Origin of the sequence: Streptomyces specialis (genome assembly GCF_001493375.1) — a bacterium.
Taxonomy (GTDB): Bacteria; Actinomycetota; Actinomycetes; order Streptomycetales; family Streptomycetaceae; genus Streptomyces; species Streptomyces specialis.
This window is the reverse complement of record NZ_LN929896.1, coordinates 752,436-768,735: the sequence shown is the minus strand read 5'-3', so window position 1 is coordinate 768,735 and position 16,300 is coordinate 752,436. Positions and strand designations below refer to the sequence as shown.

Sequence of the window (16,300 nt, the reverse complement as noted above, 5' to 3'; positions counted from 1 at the left end):
CCGCCCGTTCGGGCCCCGCCGAACGGCCAAACCACCCACAGGAGTGGATCAGCCCCCCACCACCCGCCACCCGATCCCGCGCCCCCGCGCACGCCCGCCGCACGCCCCCGGTTCAGTCCTCGACCGACGCGATCCGCAGGCGGTTGCCGTCCGGGTCGTGGAGTTCCACCTCGCGCGTGTCCCAAGGGGTCTCGGTCACCGCCACCCCGAACTCGGCGGCCACGGCCGCGAGATCGCGCACCCGCAGATACACCAGCGTGCCGGGCCGGGCATCGCCCTCGTGTTCCGAGAGGAACAACCGCAGCCCACCGCGCGCCACTTCCACGAACGCCGGCATGCCGGGGCCGAACCGGTGCTCCCACTGCGCGACGAACCCGAGCCGCGCGTACCACCCGGCGGCGACCCCGGCCTCCCGTACCCGCAGGACGGGGATGACTTCCTCCGGCGCGGACCCGGACGGTTCTCTCGTCGTCGTCATGCGGGCATGGTGGCAGCCCGCACCGACACGCGAGCCGCGGAGCGGATCAGCCCAGGTGCTGGGCGAGCACGTCCAGGTAGGTCCGGCGGGCCTCGGCGTGCACCTTGCGGCCGGCCTCCGTGGGGGTCACGAACACGCCGCGGCGGTCCGTGTCGCACATGCCCCGGCACACCAGGCCGCACTTCTCCAGCCGGGCGACGGTCCGCGACATGGCGCTCTGGCTGAGATGCATCTCGTCCACCAGGTCCTGCACGCGCACCTTGCCGCGGTTCTCGTCCGACAGCAGCCGGTCCAGGGCCTCGTAGTCGCTGACGGTCAGGCCGTGCCCCGCCTGGAGCACGCGATCGAGCTCATGGGCGATCCGGCTGTACTGCGACAGCAGGGTTCGCCAGCGGTCGATGAGCTCGGCATCTGCGGACACGGGGGAACGCTAGCGCACCGCCCAACAACATGCAAGTGAATTTATTGCCTGTGCATTTTATGCGTAGACAGTAGATGCTCATGCATGTAATGTCTCGGGCCATGTCCCCTTCCATCGACGCTCCGGTGATCCCGCCGCCGACCGCCCAGGTCTCCGTCTCGCGGCCCGAAGAACAACGCTGGACCCCGCGCCTGTGGGGCGTCCTCGCCGTCCTGTGCCTCGTGCTGTTCCTCGACGGCCTCGACGTCTCGATGGTCGGCGTCGCCCTGCCGTCCATAGGCAACGAACTGGGCCTGTCCGCCACGTCGTTGCAGTGGATCATCAACGGCTACGTGCTCGGCTACGGCGGCCTGATGATGCTCGGCGGCCGGATGGCCGACCTCCTCGGGCGCCGACGGGTCTTCCTGATCGCCCTCGCCGTCTTCGCCGCCGCCTCGCTCCTCGGCGGCCTGGTCGACAGCGGCCCCCTGCTGATCGCCAGCCGCTTCATCAAGGGCCTGGCCGCCGCCTTCACCGCGCCCACCGCGCTGTCCATCCTGACGACCACGTTCCACGAGGGCCCCGCCCGCAACCGGGCGCTCTCCGTCTTCTCCCTCTTCGGCGCCACCGGATACTCGTCCGGCCTCATCCTCGGCGGACTCCTCACCGGCTTCGGCTGGCGCTGGACGTTCCTGACCCCCGTGCCGCTCGCCGTGCTGGCCCTCGTCCTCGGCTACGTCCTGATCCCGCGCGACCGCCCCGCCGAGACCGGCGGCCACGACATCGCCGGCGCCGCCACCCTCACCGGCGGCATGCTGCTCGCCGTCTACACCGTGGTCTCCGCCCCCGACCGCGGCTGGGGATCGCCCGGCACCCTGGGCCTGGCCCTGCTCGCCGTCCTGCTGCTGACCGCCTTCGTGCTGATCGAACAGCGCGTCGCCCACCCGCTGGTCCGCTTCGGCATCCTCCGCGTCGCCACCGTCGTACGGGCCAACCTCAGCATCATCGCCCTCTTCGGCTCCTTCCTGAGCTTCCAGTTCCTCATGACGCTCTACCTCCAGGACGGCCTGGAGTGGTCACCGCTGCGCATGGCGATGGGCCTGCTCCCGATCGGCCTGGTCGTGGCGTTCGGATCGCCCTTCGTCGGACGCCTCATCACCCGCTACGGCACCCCGCCGCTGATCCTGGCCTCGATGAGTTCGCTCAGCCTGGGCTACGTCTGGTTCCTGGCGACCGCGGGCACCACCCCCGACTACGTGGTGTCGGTCCTGCCCGCGATGCTGCTCCTCGGCGGCGGCTTCGCCTTCGGCTTCAGCGCGATCATGGCCCAGGCCACCGAGGGCATCGACGACTCCGAACAGGGCCTGGCCTCCGGCCTGGTGCAGACCTCCGGCCAGGTCGGCGCCGCGCTGGTCCTGGCCGTCGTCACCGCGCTGGCCACGGACACCACCGCGGGCAGCGCCGACATCGGCCCCTACCGGCCCGGCATCAACCTGGTCACCGGCGTCGCCCTGCTCGGCCTCCTGCTCAACGCCATCCCCCTCCTCCGCACCCGCCGCAAGGCAACGCCCCACGCCTGACCCGACCCAGCGACCGGCCCCGCGACCCACGAACGCTCGCGGGGCCGCCGCACGCGCGGCCGCCCCCCCCGCCGCGTCCCCCCTGCCCGAGGCCGCTCCGGACGGCCCCGAAAGCCACGACAACCAGAAGGGGAGCGAACAGGGCGGCCACACTCACCGCCCAGTACCGCCGGGCAGGCAGCAACCGGGCCGGAGTGCCGTCGCGCACCAGGTAGTTGGCGAGGAACCAGATCGCGAGGAACACCCCCTCGACCAGGACGAGGATGATGACCCACGGCAGAACCCCGTCGTTCTCCGTCGGATCGCGCTCGGTGAAGCCCAGTTCCCGGAGCGGGAAGCTGACGACGAAGTACCAGAGCACGAAGAACGGCACGATGCCGACCACACCGAGAACGGTGTTCAGGCAGACCGGCGCGAGCCAGATCAGCCGACGAGGACGATGCATGGCGAGAACCTCACAGGGAGCGCGGCGGACCGTAACAGCTCTCGACAACAGATCTGCCCGAGCCGTTCTGGGACCCGATGGGCTGCGGGAGTAGCGTCGGACACGAACAGCCGGGGAGGTGCGGCGTATGGCGTCGGGTTGTGCCGAGGAGGCGGCATGGGCTGTGCTGACCGAGGCGTGCCGTGTCGTCGGCCTGGATCCGGCTGGGGCCGCGTTGCTGCGGCTCGGGTCGAACGGGGTGTTCCGGCTCGCCTCGTCGCCGGTCATCGTACGGATCGCGCAGAACCCGGAATCGGCGGGGGAGTTGGAACGGGCCGTCCGGGTCGCCCGCTGGCTGGCCACCGAGGACTTCCCGGCGGCGCGTGTCCTGCCCGGTGTCCGGCAGCCGGCCGCGTTCGGCGGCCGGGTGGTGACGTTCTGGGAGAACGCCCAGGACCGCGTGGAGTACGCGCGCCTCGACGAGCTGGCGGACCTCCTCCAGCGACTCCACCGGCTTGAGGTGCCGGAGACGCTGGGCCTGCCGTACTTCGACCCGTTCGCGAGAATCCGGGACGCACTGCGCGCGCTGGACGGCATCGCCGACGACGACCGGCAGTTCCTCGACCAGCGGGCCGCGAAACTCCAAGAGGAGTACGGTCGACTCGACTTCGTTCTCCCCTCCGGGGTGATCCACGGGGACGCCAACGTCGGCAACGCGCTCCGCCACCGGAACGGCCACGCCATCCTCATCGACCTCGACGGGTTCTCGCTCGCGCCTCGCGAATGGGATCTCGTCCTGACCGCGATGTACTACGAGCGGTACGGCTGGCACACGAAGGCCGAGTACGAGTCGTTCGTCCACCACTACGGCTTCGAGCTGATGAACTGGCCCGGCTACCCGGCTCTGGCCGACGTGCGCGAGCTGATGATGACCCTCTGGCTGGGCACGCGGACATCGAACGACCCGAAAGCCGCCGAGGAGTTCGCCCGCCGTGTCCGCGCCTTGCGCGACGGTGGCAGCCGTCGCGACTGGCAGCCCTTCTGATCCGCCGCTACCGCCTCGCCGGCGCTTAGGAGGCCGGGGTGTAGATCTGGTTGATCACTCCGGTGGTGAACGTCTCGGCCGAGGTCAGATGGAGCTTGGTGGTGGCGAGGGTGTCGTACCAGCGGGCGCCCTCGCCCAGGACGATGGGGTGGACGAACAGTTGCAGCCGGTCGAGGAGTCCGGCCCGGAGCAGTGACCGCACGAGGGTGAGGCTGCCGGTCACGGCGATGTCGCGGCCCGGGGAGGACTTGAGCCCGCGGATGCCGTCCAGGACGTCACCGCCGATGATCTCGGTGTTGTTCCACGTGGCCTCGGTCAGGGTGGTGGTGGCCACGTACTTCTTCTGGCCGTTCATGAAGCCGGCGAACTCGTCGTCGCTGGTCGGCCAGTAGGCGGCGAACTGTTCGTACTGGACGCGGCCGAGCAGCATCGCGTCGCAGTCGGCCATGGCCGCCCCGACGGCGTTGCCCATCTCGTCGTTGAAGTAGGGGAAGTGCCAGGTGTCCGGCGCCTCGGCGACACCGTCCAGGGAGACGAACAGGCTCGAGATGATCTGGCGCATCAGGCGCTCCTCAGGTCGCTCGCGGCGGACCGCGATGTGATTCGATGGGGAGATAGTACGGCAGCGAACTATCAGAAATCAAATAGTATGGTGGCATGCGTGAAGATGACGAGGTGGACGCCGTGATCGCGCAGTGGCGGCACGAGCGGCCCGATCTGGACCTGTGGCCGGTCGAGGTCCTAGGGCGCGTGACGCGGTTCGCCGCCCTGATGCACCGCTCGTTCGACGAGGTCTTCGCCCGGCACGGGCTCCGCAACGGCGAGTTCGACGTGCTGGCGTCGATCCGCCGGTCCGGACCGCCCTACACGGTGACGCCGTCGGTGCTGTCCCAGCAGTTGATGCTCTCCCGGGCGGGGATGACCAGCCGGCTCGACCGGCTGGAGGCGGCCGGCCTGGTCCGCCGCAGGCTCGACCCCGCGGACCGCCGGAGCTTCCTGGTGTCCCTCACCGAGCCGGGGATGGCCACCATCGACGCGGCCATGAGCGACCACGCCGCCAACGAGGCCCGTCTGCTGTCCGGCCTCTCCGAACAGCGACAACGACAGCTCAACGACGCCATGTACACATTGCTGCGAGCACGCGACCACGAGGAACTCTGACGCCCGCCGCCGGCCGTTCCCGTTCGGATCACCGACGGACGCGGCGGCGCCGGTGGGAAGCGTGACAGCGTCCACCGGAACGGGAAAGGGCCTCAGCACGACGAAACCGGGCCAGGCGAGCGAGGATCGGCCGGGCATCGATCTGCCGCGGGTACGCCGCCCACGTCCGCGAACCGGGAACGACGCGGCGGCCCTCCGGGGCAGCCCGCACTCTCTTCGCGAAGCTTCTGGTCAGAAAAAGCTTGCAACCGGTCGATCTTCTCGGTGGCGGCGAGCGTGGCTGCTTCGCGCCGGCGTGCGGAGCGGTCATGCCGGTGCGAGTTCTGCGCAGAAGTGGGTGATGGCGTCGATCATCTGGTCCAGGCCGGGCTGTTCGAGCGGGTAGTGGCCGGCGTTGTCGAGGGTGGTCTTCGTCACTGGCACCTTCGTGATCTTGTTCAGGAATGGTTCGGACAGGTGCAGTGGCGTCCACCGGTCGGCGGCGGGCTGGGTGAGCAGCACGGGGCAGACGTCGAAGTCCTCGGGTTCGGTGACTGGCTGGTAGTTCAGGTAGGAGTCGAGGAACGCGATGGACGCGCGGTTGCCCGCCGAGGTCTTGTCGGCGTAACAGGCGCGGGCCGCGCTGCGGTTGTTGACCAGGGCGCGCATCTTGCTGACCAGTCGCATCGGCAGTCGCAGGCGGCGCAGTGGCGTTCGCGCCAGGGCCTTCATCACGCCGGCGCCGACGAAACCCGATACGGGGTCGAAGGCGGTCTCGACGCGGACGCGGCGCGAACGCTGGTCGAGGAAGGTCATGCCGACGATTCCCGCGACGTGCTTGTTGACGGCGGCGACGTGGTAAGCCTGCATGCCGCCGGCGGACAGACCGTAGAGAACGATCGGGCGGTCGTCGTTCGCCCGTTCGGCGTCGATCAGGTCCGAGCCGGTCCGGACCCACTCGTCGTAGGTGACCAGGGCGCCATCGGCCACCTCGGTCACACCATAGGTGGGCATGTCGATCGCGATGGTCTCGTAGCCCCGCTCGGCGAGCGGGCGGCCCAGGATCGTGGACATCTGCCGGCCGTTGGTGCCGACGCCGTGGAACAGGATCACCTTGAGCGGTGCCGCGGGCCGGCGGTAGGTGTCCAGGTGGATGCGGTGGCCGTTGTGGTCCCACCACTCCTCGGCCGGCTCGGTATCCGGCGTCAGCCGGAACTTCTCGGGCAGGAACTCTTGGATGGCTCGCCACTCGGGCTGCTCGCGGTAGGTCGTCATGTGCACGACTGTGGTCCAGCCCCGGCTGCTAACGCAAGTCACACTTGCGTTTAGCATGGGAGGTATGAGCAACGCCATACCGCGCCCAGGCGGACGTACGGCGCGCACACGTAAGGAAGTCATCGCCGCCGCCATCACCCTGCTTGGCGAGATGCCGCCCGCCGACCTGACCGTCGGGCGCATCGCCGCGCGCTCTGGCGTGCACGAGTCGACGATCTATCGCAAGTGGGGGACCCGAGAGGCGCTGATCACCGACGTGCTGCTCACCGTGTCGGCCGAACGTCTGACCCCGCCGGACACCGGCTCGCTGCGCGGGGACCTGGTCGAGACCATCGCGGCCGTCGCCGACTTCCTGCGCACGCCCGCAGGCTATGCGCTCGCCTACCTCGGTGCGACCGCCGACGACAAGACGACCGCCACGGTGCGAGACGCGTTTTGGGCCGACCGGTTCGCCAAGGCCCAGACCATCTTCCAGCGGGCAACCGAGCGCGGCGAGATCGACGACGCATCGTCCGCGCAGCTCGCCTATGAGGCGCTGATCGGCACGATGCACTTCCGCATCCTGTCCAGGCGCCGCCCGCTCGACCCCGACATCGCCGAACGCCTCGTCGATCTCATCCTGAACGGCGTGCGGTAAACCCGCCGGATCATCGCGGACCGGGCCTGAGAGCGGTCGGCATCGCAACGACCTCGAAGCCCAGCGGAAGGCACCCCTGGCAGTCGTGGCCGACCTCGACCAGGCCGACGCCGCCGGGCCGCACCGGCCAACCATGGAAGCGGCCGACCTCCTCGACGCCCTGCCGTACCCCAGCCCGCACCTGCCCGACGCGCCCGAAGACCTTCAGCGGCGGCTGTTCGACGTGACTCACCTGGAGACCGACCCGCACCACGACAGCGATGACATCACGTTCACGATCAGGCTCCCCGCCGACCAGCTACCCGAGGTCACCCACAGGGCAGAAACGATCTCCGCCACGCCCGAGCAAGCAGAACGGCCCGTGCCCAGCGAGGGGAGCACGAGCCGTCATGTAGATGTTGTTGGTGCCCCCGGCAGGATTCGAACCTGCGCACACGGCTCCGGAGGGCATGATTGCTTCATGCTGCCATGGGCCTCTCACCTGGACATACGCGCCATGAGATACAGCGCATGGCCCATCTCACTCGCCACTCACTCGTGGTGAGGGGCGGAGGAACCGACACCGGCTTGGTCTTGGTTGACCTCGGGATGAGCCGAGCCCTGGCATCGAAGCCCCTGGGCCTGGGCAACCGCACCTACCGCGCGCTGGACGCCGAGGCGTACCTCCACGCCGACGCCTGCGGATCCAGACCCGCATCCACCGCGCCGCCGGACGCCTGGAACAGGCCCCAGCAGCGCATGAGGAAGTCCTCACTCTCCTCACGGCGTTCACCGACACCGAAGCCACCGCCCTGCGCGAACACCTCCGCGCCCTCACTCGCTGATAAACAATCGAACCGTACCCGTGTTCGGGGGTGGTGAAGGCGATGTTGGACAGCCATCCGCGTCGCAGCAGGGACCAGATGCCCTCGACCGGGTTGAGGTCGGGTGCGTAGGGCGGGAGATAGTAGATGGTCAGCCAGTCGCGGGAGGCGGCGAACTCGCGCGTGCCGGCGGCCTTGTGGGTGTTGAGGTTGTCCCGGATGAGGACGATGGGGCCGCCGAGTTGCTGGTGGGCGGCGATCAGGAGATCGCGGTAGTCGCTCCAGGCGAAGCTCTTGCGCCCGCTGGCGGGATCATCACGCCGCGGGCGGTGTATCAGCCGTGATCTTTCGCCGGGTTTGTAGCAGGTCAGCGCGGCGATGGAGACCCTGCGGCGAGGACGGCCGCGCACCCGCACCACCGGGGTGCGTCCGCGCCGGGCCCAGGTCCTTGCGTGCGGCGGCGTCATGGGGAAGCCGGCCTCGTCCTCGAAGACGATCCAGGCTCCACGGGCCGCCGCGAGGCTTCCGTGCAGGGCCAGACCTCCTTGACCCAAGCCCGCGACCTGGTCCTCGTCCCGCTCCAGGGCGCGGCGGGTCGGCACCTGGGGCAGTACCAGCCGTTGCGGACCAGCAGCTTGCGCACGCCCTGGATCGTGCAGGTCATGTGGAAGCGTCGGCCGATCACCGTCTTCACCCGGGCGAGGGTTCAGCGCTGGTCTTCCCAGCCGTGTGCGGTCGGCCCCCTGGCCAGCTCCCGCTCCAGTACCAGGAACTGCTCCTCGCTCAGCCGGGGCAGGGACGGCGGCCCCGCCGAACGCAGCGCCTGCGGACCGCCTTCGCTCCAGGCCTTGCGCCACCGCTGTACCGTCCGCACGCTCACCCGCAACTCCCGGGCGATCAACGCGTTCGGCTCACCCCGCTCGAACCGTCCGGCCGGCTGAAGCCGTAACTCTTCCCGGACACGCTGCCGTTCGGCGCTCAGACCGCCGCCCTGTGGATACCGCGCACCACCGGAATACCGCAGGAACAGTGAACGCCACCACCCCACGACATCACGAGTTCAACCTCAGTAACCGTAATCAGCTACGAAAAGAGCGGGTGACATCGCGAGCTTCGGTACCGATACGGCGAGTTTTGCTATGGCAGCACCATGGCCACTCGCAATGACATCGCCAAAAACCCTCACCAGGCGTGGTCGAGCGATAACGGCAGTATGGCGGTCAGGCACCAGACCCTACGTGTAAGCGAAGTTGGGAAGAAGCGCTCGAACGCCTCGCTGTTATCTACAGGGCAAGGTCTGTAGTGCCAATTCCAGTTCACATGCTACTGCGGCAGGAGCAATTATCTACTCTGTCCCCATATCTTGCCGCGAGTTCTTCTCTTGTGGCTGACAAAAAGGCAGCGAACTCTCCCGGGTTATCAACTGCGTTTAAGATACCCGCATGTGACTGATTGCACAGCTTGATGTCACCGAACGGGGAGAGGACAATTCTGTCGATGCTCCGGTTGGATACAGGTCGAGATGCTGGCGGCGAACCAACGGTTACTCGCCCAGAACAGGAAAGGCTCCGCCACGCATCTGAGACCCGCTCCGCGAATGTTTGCGGAGAAATCTCCAAATCAGAACGACTGGCTCCACTCCCGGTTGGGTGCATACAGTTAAGGACCACAGACCGCAAGCCGAGCACCTTAGCAATATCTACTACATGTCTCACGTGCGCTTCATTGAGGGAGGTCACGACACAGCTCAACGTGGTAGCGATCCCGTGCTCAGTGCCAAGGGCCAGGGCCCGAACGGCAGACTTCCAAGACCTTCCCTTGGCCAACTGGTCATGCACTGAAGGATGATGAGAGTGAACCGGGACGCTAATCTGAGTTACCCCCGAACTGACTAAACTCCTCATTTTCTTGCGCGTCATGCTACGGCCGTTTGTGGTTATACCAACACTCCGGCAGGCATTCCTGTGAATCAAAGCAAAAAGCTCGCGTAAAAGAGGGAACATAAGAGGTTCGCCACCCGAAAGAGTGACATGGCGTATATGTACAGCAGACATGATGGAGTCGACAAGATCCATATAGTGCTCCGCTAAAAGCGGCACAGATGCACCCCTCCCCTTCGGGCGCCATGAATTGTAACAGAATAAACAATCCAGATTACAATCCTCCACGAGTTCAAGCCAAAGCGAGTAGGCCGTAAGAGGGCGGGCTGCACTAGTCTGCCCGTCAGGACTGCAATCACAGTTGTCATCCGGATCAGGAAGCTGCTGAGCAGGTATCGCCTTGCGCCAGGATGATAGTTCTTCCCTCGCTTGAGCTGCCTCTTCCGGAATCCCGGAAAACATTCTCATGATTGATTGCGGGATATCCTCGGCTGCAAGCATCTAAAAGCCCTCAATCTGCTAGTGATCTAAATACTTAGACCTCAGGTTTAACTGTTTCTCCGACTTTCCAGGCAAGCGGCCAGATCGGCCTCTACTTGACTACGGTCGGGCGCATCTTGCTCTTGAAAAATCAGCAGCGCCTCCCGCAGATTGCTTTCCGCCTTTGCCCAGTCCCTTCTTTCCCTGTATAGATTCCCAATGGAGTGGAGGATTCGCGCTCTTCCATATTGATCACTGATCTGGGATCGAAGCCTAAGAGCCTGTTGGTAAAAATCAATAGCTTCGTCACCCTGGGATAGTCTGGAGTAGGCAAAGGCGACAATACTGAGGGAAATCGCTTCACCTCGCGCGTCCGCGATGGCATGGGCGATTGTTCTCGCTTCGACGGCAATCTCCGCTGCTTCCTCATACCTCCCTTCCGCGTTCAAGAGCGCTGCCATGGACGTTAGAGTTACGGCACGCCCACGCCTTCCATCAGGCAGCGAGTGGAAGATGCTCAACGCGCGTTCAAAATGATTGAGCGCGGAGTCCGGTGATCCTGCGGCGCTCTCAGCGTTGGCAAGATTCTGCAGGGCATAGGCAAGACCGAGAAGATCCCCAGTTTCTTCGAATAGCTGTACTGCTGATGCCTGGTATCTAACTGCTTCCTCGATCCGCTGGAGATTCAGATGAACCACTCCCTGGCTCATCAGCAGGTATGCCTCTGATCGAGCATCATCCGCCGCGCGAGCTGCCTCAAGTCCCAAATTATTGCATTCGATCCAGTCGGACCAATGCTTAGTCAGATTGAAATAACTCCACATCAAATCTGGGATTACTGCGGCAGGCCTGAGTTCGCCAATTTCTGTCGCACGGCGGACGATATCGATAAGGTTGCGTCGCTCCTCATCGAACCAGTGAAGCGCTTCGTCGAATGAAGCAAAATTTTCACCCTCCGCTTGGAAGGCTTCAACATCCTCCCGCCTAACCCCTCCAGGAGTGAGAAACTTACTCGCGTTCTCTGCCGAGGCCGCGTACCAGTGAATCAGTTGCCGAATTGCCTGATCTTTTTCATTCATGTGTCCTGAACTTTCTGCAAGACTGCAGCCATAAGATCGCAGTAAGTCATGGAAGCCGAAGAATTCTCCAGCCATCTCCTGCATGAGATGAGAGTGAACTAGCGTTTGAAGCATCTTCCGCACGGTCCTGATCTCGGTTCCACATAGCGCTGCAATAGCTGGTGCCTTAAAAGCCCAGCCTGGTGCCGCAGCGAGCAATCGGAAGAGGCGAGACGTCGGATAGTCTAGCTTCCTATAAGACCAAGAAAAAATCGCCGTGATATTTGTTCTATCATCATCCCCTAAGGTGAGATTTTCGAGCAAAGAACCTTCTTCTGACAGGGCTTCGAGGTGTCGCCTTAATGAGAGCTGCGGCCGAGAAGCTATTTGTTCTGCGACTATCCTAAGGCTAATAGGTAGATGGCCGCATACGCTAACAAGTTTGTCGGCGACGGCCAATTCGGCTCTTACGGCGTCCCGACCAACAGCATTTGCCAGAAGGGTCAGCGAGTCTGCGTGAGGTAATATGTCTACCTGCATCAGGCGAACGCCATCCCGAGCGGATAGACCAGAGAGTCGATTTCGGCTCGTGATCAATAACGTTCCGCTAGCATTAGAGAGAAAAGGTCGGATGCTTTCAGCGGAAGTTGCATTGTCTAGAATTATCAGCAATTTGCGTCCGGCAGCCAGACTTCTGAACAGCGACTCCTGAGAATTGAGATTCCCCGGCATTTCTTTAGGGGGCACCCCTAGTGCTCTCAGGAAGCTGTCGAAGACTTCCGCGATAGATATCGGTTGCATCAGGTCGAAACCGCGCAGATCAGCGTAGAGATGACCATCGGTGAAGAAGTCTCGGACCTGGTGCGCCCACTGAATAGCGAGTGCCGTCTTTCCCACTCCAGGGGGGCCACAGAGCAAAACTGACCTGAGCGTACTACCTCCCCCAGACCCGGGTAAATATTGATCCAGTTCCTCTAACTCTCCCAATCGCCCCGCGAAACCGTGTACAAGTGGTGGCAGCTGGCGAGGAACATTCCTACTGGATGGAGCTGCCGAACCGCGCCTGTCCCAAGTCGATCCCCCCTTTTCATCGTCAGCAGGGACATCACTGGAAAAATCTAGGCGCCTGAGACCTCGGCTGGCAGCAGATCGGGTGGTGTGATAAACTTGCCACCGGTCGATGAGGATTCCGTTGGAGTTCAGGACTTGGTCAGCTAGGCGTGCGAATTGGGCGGATGGCGCTTGACGGCAGGACTCGATATGACTGACATAAGATGGATCGAATCCCATCTGTCGGGCTAATGTCCGCATAGACCATCCCCGCTCAGCACGCATTCGGGCCAGGTCTCGCGCGAATGCGACGGCCGCCTCCTGTACCGGGTCGTCTCCACCGGACGCCTCGCCCATATCCACCTTCCTGGCTCGGAGTGGTCTGGTGATCTGCCCCATAATGCCATGCTATTGCTGACATGGACGGGAGAATCCTAACCGACATCGTCCCACAACTGCGCGGGCACAGGCAAGGGGCAGGGGACGCGGTAGGGAAGACCGAGAGTAATCAATGCCTCGACTCGCACACGCCCTACGATCCCCGGTGCTCCAGTTGCAGTTCGTCATCTCGGCTGCTGAGAGGGACATTCGTGAGTGCGCCGAGCTTGTGGGGCGTCTGGTTCTCTATATCACGCGTGTGTCAACGGCATCATGTTCTCATCAGCTCAAATTCTTGCACCGCTTCTTCAGTTCTCCTCCACGTGGAGCTCAACCTCTCCAATATCTCTAGAAATCATGTTACGGAGTGGTCTGCGTTAACCTCATACTGGAGGTTGTCCCGTAACTGCTGATCAGGCCTGAGATGATCTTGCCGTGGCTGGTGTGATCACTACGTCGGAGCACTCGTGGATAGGTCCGTTCAGCGGGCTGACCCGGCAGCAGTTCAACAAGCTGATCACCGCGCTGCGTCGCGAAGGGGCCGCTCCGATCCGCAAGGGTCGGCCTTGGTCTCTCCCGCTGAGGACCAGGTGCCTGCTGGTGGCCGCGTACTGGCGCACCAACCTCACCCTGCGCCAGCTCCGCCCCGCTGTTCGGCGTCTCGAAGTCGGCGGCCGACCGGATCGTCGATCACCGGTTCTCGCACTCCAGCCCCGGCGGCGTTTCCGCAAGGACACCGTGCTCATCGTGGACGGCATCACCCGACGCTGAGAACGGGAAGCGCGTCGGCACCCTTTCCTCTCGTGGCCACCCCGGGAGGGCTTGACGTGCCGCGAGGTATCTGCCCAGGTGAGAGCCGCGCTTGTCGGGGGTGTTCGCGGAGCAGTGGGTGGGCATCTCGCGGGATGAGTTCACCCGGGCCAAGGACTCCGGTATCCGGTATGCGGTCAACCGGCATCCGCTGCTGGAGATGGACTGGACACGGGTCGATTGCCGCCGCTACCTCGCGCGGCACCGTGCATGCACCAACCCCGAAGCGGTTGAGCGCTGGGGCGGATCGTTGAAGGAGGTTGTGTGCCGCAGGCCAGTCCCCGAGGACCCACAAGGATGACGAACCCCCGGAGGACATCGCCGCCGCCTGCGCTTGGCTTGCCACACACTCGCTGCGCCTTTCGTCCCTCTCGGACCCGAAGGTCGTGCGGGAGGTTCATTACCGGTTGTCGTTCAAACTGGATGACGCGCCTGCCGCCGGAGACACATACAAGCGGCGGCGGCGCGGATTCAACACCGCTATGCAGTACGCCATTGAGGCCGGATATATCGAGGAAAACCCGCTCGCCAAGATCAAGCGAAACACAACCCAAGGCGACGACCGGGTGGACCCCCGAGTGCTCGTGAACGCAACGCAGGGCAGCAATCTCCTGACAGCCGTCTCGTACGTCGGGTCGATTCACCGCAACCGTGGGCGCCGTCTCGTCGCGTTCTTCGCGTGCCAGCTCTACGCCGGACTTCGGCCGGCGGAAGCGGTCGGGCTCCGGCGCGCTGACTGCTCCCTTCCCGCCAAGGGATGGGGCACGTTGACGCTGCGCGAGACCCGTCCAGTGTCCGGCCGGAGGTGGACCGACTCCGGGCAGCGGCACGATAAGCGCGGGCTCAAGTCCCGCGAGGTCGGTACCGACCGGCCCGTGCCGATCCCGCCGCTGCTGGTGACCCTGCTCCAAGCGCACATCGAGGAATTCGGAACGGCACCGGACGGCAGGCTTTTCCCCAACGAGCGGGGCGGCGTGCTGGGGACTTCGAGCTACTGGCGCGTGTGGCAGGAAGCGCGGCCGTTCGCCCTGCCGCCCGACAAGGTGGGCTCGCCGCTGGCCCGGCGGCCGTACGACCTGCGGCACACCTGCATAACCAACTGGCTCAACGCGGGCGTCCCCCCGGCCGAGGTTGCCCGCCGGGCCGGTAACTCCCCGGAGGTCATCCACCGGCGCTATGAGGGCTGCATCGACGGACACGAGGAGCTGAACAACAGGAGGATCGAGCAGGCCATGGGGTGGGCTGCCGACGCTCCCGAGTGAGCCCGGAACGGCCCCTGAGGCTCACGCGCCCCTCATGCGTGAGCGGTGAGCAACAGCGATGAAGGGCTGGACTCAGTGAGACTGAGTCCAGCCCTTCCGCACGACACTTGCGCAGGTCAACGGCACTGAGGCGGACGCTGCGGCGAGTGCCCCCGGCAGGATTCGAACCTGCGCACACGGCTCCGGAGGCCGTTGCTCTATCCCCTGAGCTACGGGGGCGGTTGTCGTCAGTGTGGTGGCGACGGGTAGAACCCTACCAGCTCGGGGGAGGTGCCCCGCACCTCGCTTTCCGCACGTGGGTGCGGGTGACGCTACGACCGGGTACTTCTTTGCGAAAGTGCCGGACGGGGGGCCCGGGGCATGCTTACTCTTGGTGGGTGCCAGGCGCTCCCGGCCGGGTCCTTGTCGTTGACGACAGCCAGGTCATCCGGCAGTTGATCAGAGTCAATCTCGAACTCGACGGCTTCGAGGTCGAGACCGCGTCCGATGGCGCCGAGTGTCTGGAGGCCGTGCTCCTCTTCCAGCCCGACGTGATCACGCTCGATCTCACCATGCCCCGCCTCGACGGCCTGCGGACCGTCGCCAGGCTGCGGCACGACGCCCGCACGGCGGACATTCCGCTCGTTCTCGTCAGTGCCAGCGTCCTCGTGCGGGACATGCCGTACGGGAACGGCGGCGTCGACGCCGTGCTCGCCAAGCCCTTCGAGCCGGCCGAGCTGGTCCGGCTCGTGCGGCGGTTCTGCGACGAGGGACGGCCGCCCGCCGCCTGCTGGGCGGAACCTCGTACGCTGGCTCCGTGACTCCCGCCCAGCTCTCCCGCGCCGTGCTGCGTTCCGCGCGTGAGCTGGGCGTGGCCGGCGCGTTGCCCGATCGTGTGCAGTTGCGACCGCGCGGGGACGGGATCTGGGGCACCGCGATCGCCCTGCGGCTGGCCGGGGCGGCGGGGATGCCGGCCGCCGGGCTGGCGCGCGGGCTGGCGGAGCGGCTCGCCGTTCTGCCGGGCGTCCGAGGCGTCGAGACGGACGACGGCGGGTTCCTGCGGATCGCCCTCGGCGACGGGCACCAGGCGGACCTGCTGCGCGAGATCATCGACGCGCCCGAGCCGGAGCGGCTGCCCGAGGACCCCGCCCGCGACGCGGAACGCTGGGCCGCCGCCACCGGCGGAACGCCGTCGCTCGTCCAGCGCGACGAGAACCCGCTCTTCCGCGTCCGCTACGCCCACGCCCGCGCCCGCGCGCTGCTGCGCGGCGGCCGGGCGCTCGGCCTCGCGCCCGAGCCGGGCGCCGCCGAGCTGACCCACCGGGCCGAACGGGCACTCCTGGCCGCCCTCGGCGAGCAGGTCACCGGCGGCGAGCGGACGGCCCGGCGGCTGCTCACCGTCGCCGACGCCTTCCTCGCCGCGGAACGGGAACGGTCCGCGCTGCCCGTCGGGGACGAGGAGCCCACCGAGGACCACCGGGCGCGGCTCGCCCTGGCGCTGGCCACGGCGGTCGTGCTCGCCCGCGGGCTCGCCGGGCTCGGCGTCAGCGCGCCCGACCACCTCTGACCCCTCCGTACGTCCCGCACCACGCGAGAAACGCAAGAAGCGCAAGAAACGCAA

General features: G+C 65.7%; 15 protein-coding genes, 1 tRNA gene and 2 pseudogenes. 9 read left to right on the top strand and 9 right to left on the bottom strand.

Annotation, left to right across the window (positions count from 1 at the left end; genetic code table 11):
- Positions 1 to 112: 112 nt before the first annotated feature.
- Together BN2279_RS21635 and BN2279_RS21630 are read right to left on the bottom strand one after the other, a co-directional pair.
- Entirely contained in the window at positions 113 to 478 is a 366-nt protein-coding gene (locus tag BN2279_RS21635; RefSeq protein ID WP_059012101.1) for a glyoxalase superfamily protein, read from the bottom strand.
- 46 nt (positions 479 to 524) lie between these two features.
- Positions 525 to 899, bottom strand: coding sequence for a MarR family winged helix-turn-helix transcriptional regulator (locus tag BN2279_RS21630; protein WP_059012098.1), 375 nt, complete (start codon positions 897 to 899; stop codon positions 525 to 527).
- Between the two features lie 101 nt (positions 900 to 1,000).
- Between BN2279_RS21630 and BN2279_RS21625 the strand changes: the two genes are divergently transcribed.
- The gene (locus BN2279_RS21625; protein ID WP_059012096.1) at positions 1,001 to 2,458 is read left to right on the top strand and encodes an MFS transporter; all 1,458 of its coding nucleotides are present in this window, start codon (positions 1,001 to 1,003) and stop codon (positions 2,456 to 2,458) included.
- Here BN2279_RS21625 and BN2279_RS21620 read toward each other — a convergent pair.
- Positions 2,406 to 2,903, bottom strand: coding sequence for a hypothetical protein (locus BN2279_RS21620; RefSeq protein ID WP_059012094.1), 498 nt, complete (start codon positions 2,901 to 2,903; stop codon positions 2,406 to 2,408). The two genes, BN2279_RS21625 and BN2279_RS21620, sit on opposite strands and share 53 nt — an antisense overlap.
- A 127-nt stretch (positions 2,904 to 3,030) precedes the next feature.
- On the opposite strand from BN2279_RS21620, the gene BN2279_RS21615 reads away from it, so the two are divergent.
- Positions 3,031 to 3,927: a phosphotransferase family protein gene (locus tag BN2279_RS21615; protein WP_059012093.1), complete on the top strand. Its 897-nt coding sequence runs from the start codon at positions 3,031 to 3,033 to the stop codon at positions 3,925 to 3,927.
- A gap of 25 nt (positions 3,928 to 3,952) precedes the next feature.
- On the opposite strand, the gene BN2279_RS21610 is transcribed toward BN2279_RS21615, so the two are convergent.
- Complete coding sequence (locus tag BN2279_RS21610) at positions 3,953 to 4,489, bottom strand: dihydrofolate reductase family protein (protein WP_059012091.1); 537 nt, start codon at positions 4,487 to 4,489, stop codon at positions 3,953 to 3,955.
- 95 nt (positions 4,490 to 4,584) lie between these two features.
- Here BN2279_RS21610 and BN2279_RS21605 point away from each other — a divergent pair, with 95 nt between their 5' ends.
- A complete protein-coding gene (locus BN2279_RS21605; RefSeq protein ID WP_059012089.1) occupies positions 4,585 to 5,088 on the top strand; it encodes a MarR family winged helix-turn-helix transcriptional regulator in 504 nt (167 codons plus the stop codon).
- Between the two features lie 306 nt (positions 5,089 to 5,394).
- On the opposite strand, the gene BN2279_RS21600 is transcribed toward BN2279_RS21605, so the two are convergent.
- Positions 5,395 to 6,342: an alpha/beta hydrolase gene (locus tag BN2279_RS21600; protein ID WP_059012652.1), complete on the bottom strand. Its 948-nt coding sequence runs from the start codon at positions 6,340 to 6,342 to the stop codon at positions 5,395 to 5,397.
- 64 nt (positions 6,343 to 6,406) lie between these two features.
- Between BN2279_RS21600 and BN2279_RS21595 the strand changes: the two genes are divergently transcribed.
- The gene (locus BN2279_RS21595; protein WP_159037304.1) at positions 6,407 to 6,979 is read left to right on the top strand and encodes a TetR/AcrR family transcriptional regulator; all 573 of its coding nucleotides are present in this window, start codon (positions 6,407 to 6,409) and stop codon (positions 6,977 to 6,979) included.
- Between the two features lie 85 nt (positions 6,980 to 7,064).
- Positions 7,065 to 7,523 carry a hypothetical protein gene (locus BN2279_RS21590; protein WP_059012085.1) on the top strand — a complete coding sequence of 153 codons (459 nt, stop codon included), beginning with the start codon at positions 7,065 to 7,067 and terminating at the stop codon, positions 7,521 to 7,523.
- Between the two features lie 300 nt (positions 7,524 to 7,823).
- Here the strand turns inward: BN2279_RS21590 and BN2279_RS31785 are convergent.
- The 3 genes and pseudogenes from BN2279_RS31785 to BN2279_RS29560 all read right to left on the bottom strand — a co-directional run.
- A pseudogene (locus BN2279_RS31785) lies at positions 7,824 to 8,806 on the bottom strand (IS630 family transposase); the annotation flags it as partial.
- A gap of 292 nt (positions 8,807 to 9,098) precedes the next feature.
- Positions 9,099 to 10,124, bottom strand: coding sequence for a radical SAM protein (locus BN2279_RS31595; RefSeq protein WP_407702294.1), 1,026 nt, complete (start codon positions 10,122 to 10,124; stop codon positions 9,099 to 9,101).
- 86 nt (positions 10,125 to 10,210) lie between these two features.
- Positions 10,211 to 12,607, bottom strand: a complete 2,397-nt coding sequence (locus BN2279_RS29560) for an ATP-binding protein (protein WP_407702293.1) — start codon at positions 12,605 to 12,607, stop codon at positions 10,211 to 10,213.
- A gap of 456 nt (positions 12,608 to 13,063) precedes the next feature.
- On the opposite strand from BN2279_RS29560, the pseudogene BN2279_RS28020 reads away from it, so the two are divergent.
- Positions 13,064 to 13,384 (top strand): annotated as a pseudogene (locus tag BN2279_RS28020) (helix-turn-helix domain-containing protein); the annotation flags it as partial.
- Between the two features lie 461 nt (positions 13,385 to 13,845).
- A complete protein-coding gene (locus BN2279_RS21580) occupies positions 13,846 to 14,700 on the top strand; it encodes a tyrosine-type recombinase/integrase (RefSeq protein WP_324612856.1) in 855 nt (284 codons plus the stop codon).
- Positions 14,701 to 14,847: 147 nt separating this feature from the next.
- Here BN2279_RS21580 and BN2279_RS21575 read toward each other — a convergent pair.
- Positions 14,848 to 14,919 (bottom strand) — tRNA-Arg (locus BN2279_RS21575).
- 158 nt (positions 14,920 to 15,077) lie between these two features.
- Between BN2279_RS21575 and BN2279_RS21570 the strand changes: the two genes are divergently transcribed.
- Together BN2279_RS21570 and BN2279_RS21565 are read left to right on the top strand one after the other, a co-directional pair.
- Positions 15,078 to 15,500 (top strand): response regulator, encoded by a 423-nt coding sequence (locus BN2279_RS21570; RefSeq protein WP_059012079.1) that lies wholly within the window; start codon positions 15,078 to 15,080, stop codon positions 15,498 to 15,500.
- Positions 15,497 to 16,246 carry a DALR anticodon-binding domain-containing protein gene (locus BN2279_RS21565; protein ID WP_059012077.1) on the top strand — a complete coding sequence of 250 codons (750 nt, stop codon included), beginning with the start codon at positions 15,497 to 15,499 and terminating at the stop codon, positions 16,244 to 16,246. Before BN2279_RS21570 ends, BN2279_RS21565 begins: the two co-directional genes overlap by 4 nt.
- Positions 16,247 to 16,300 lie beyond the last annotated feature (54 nt).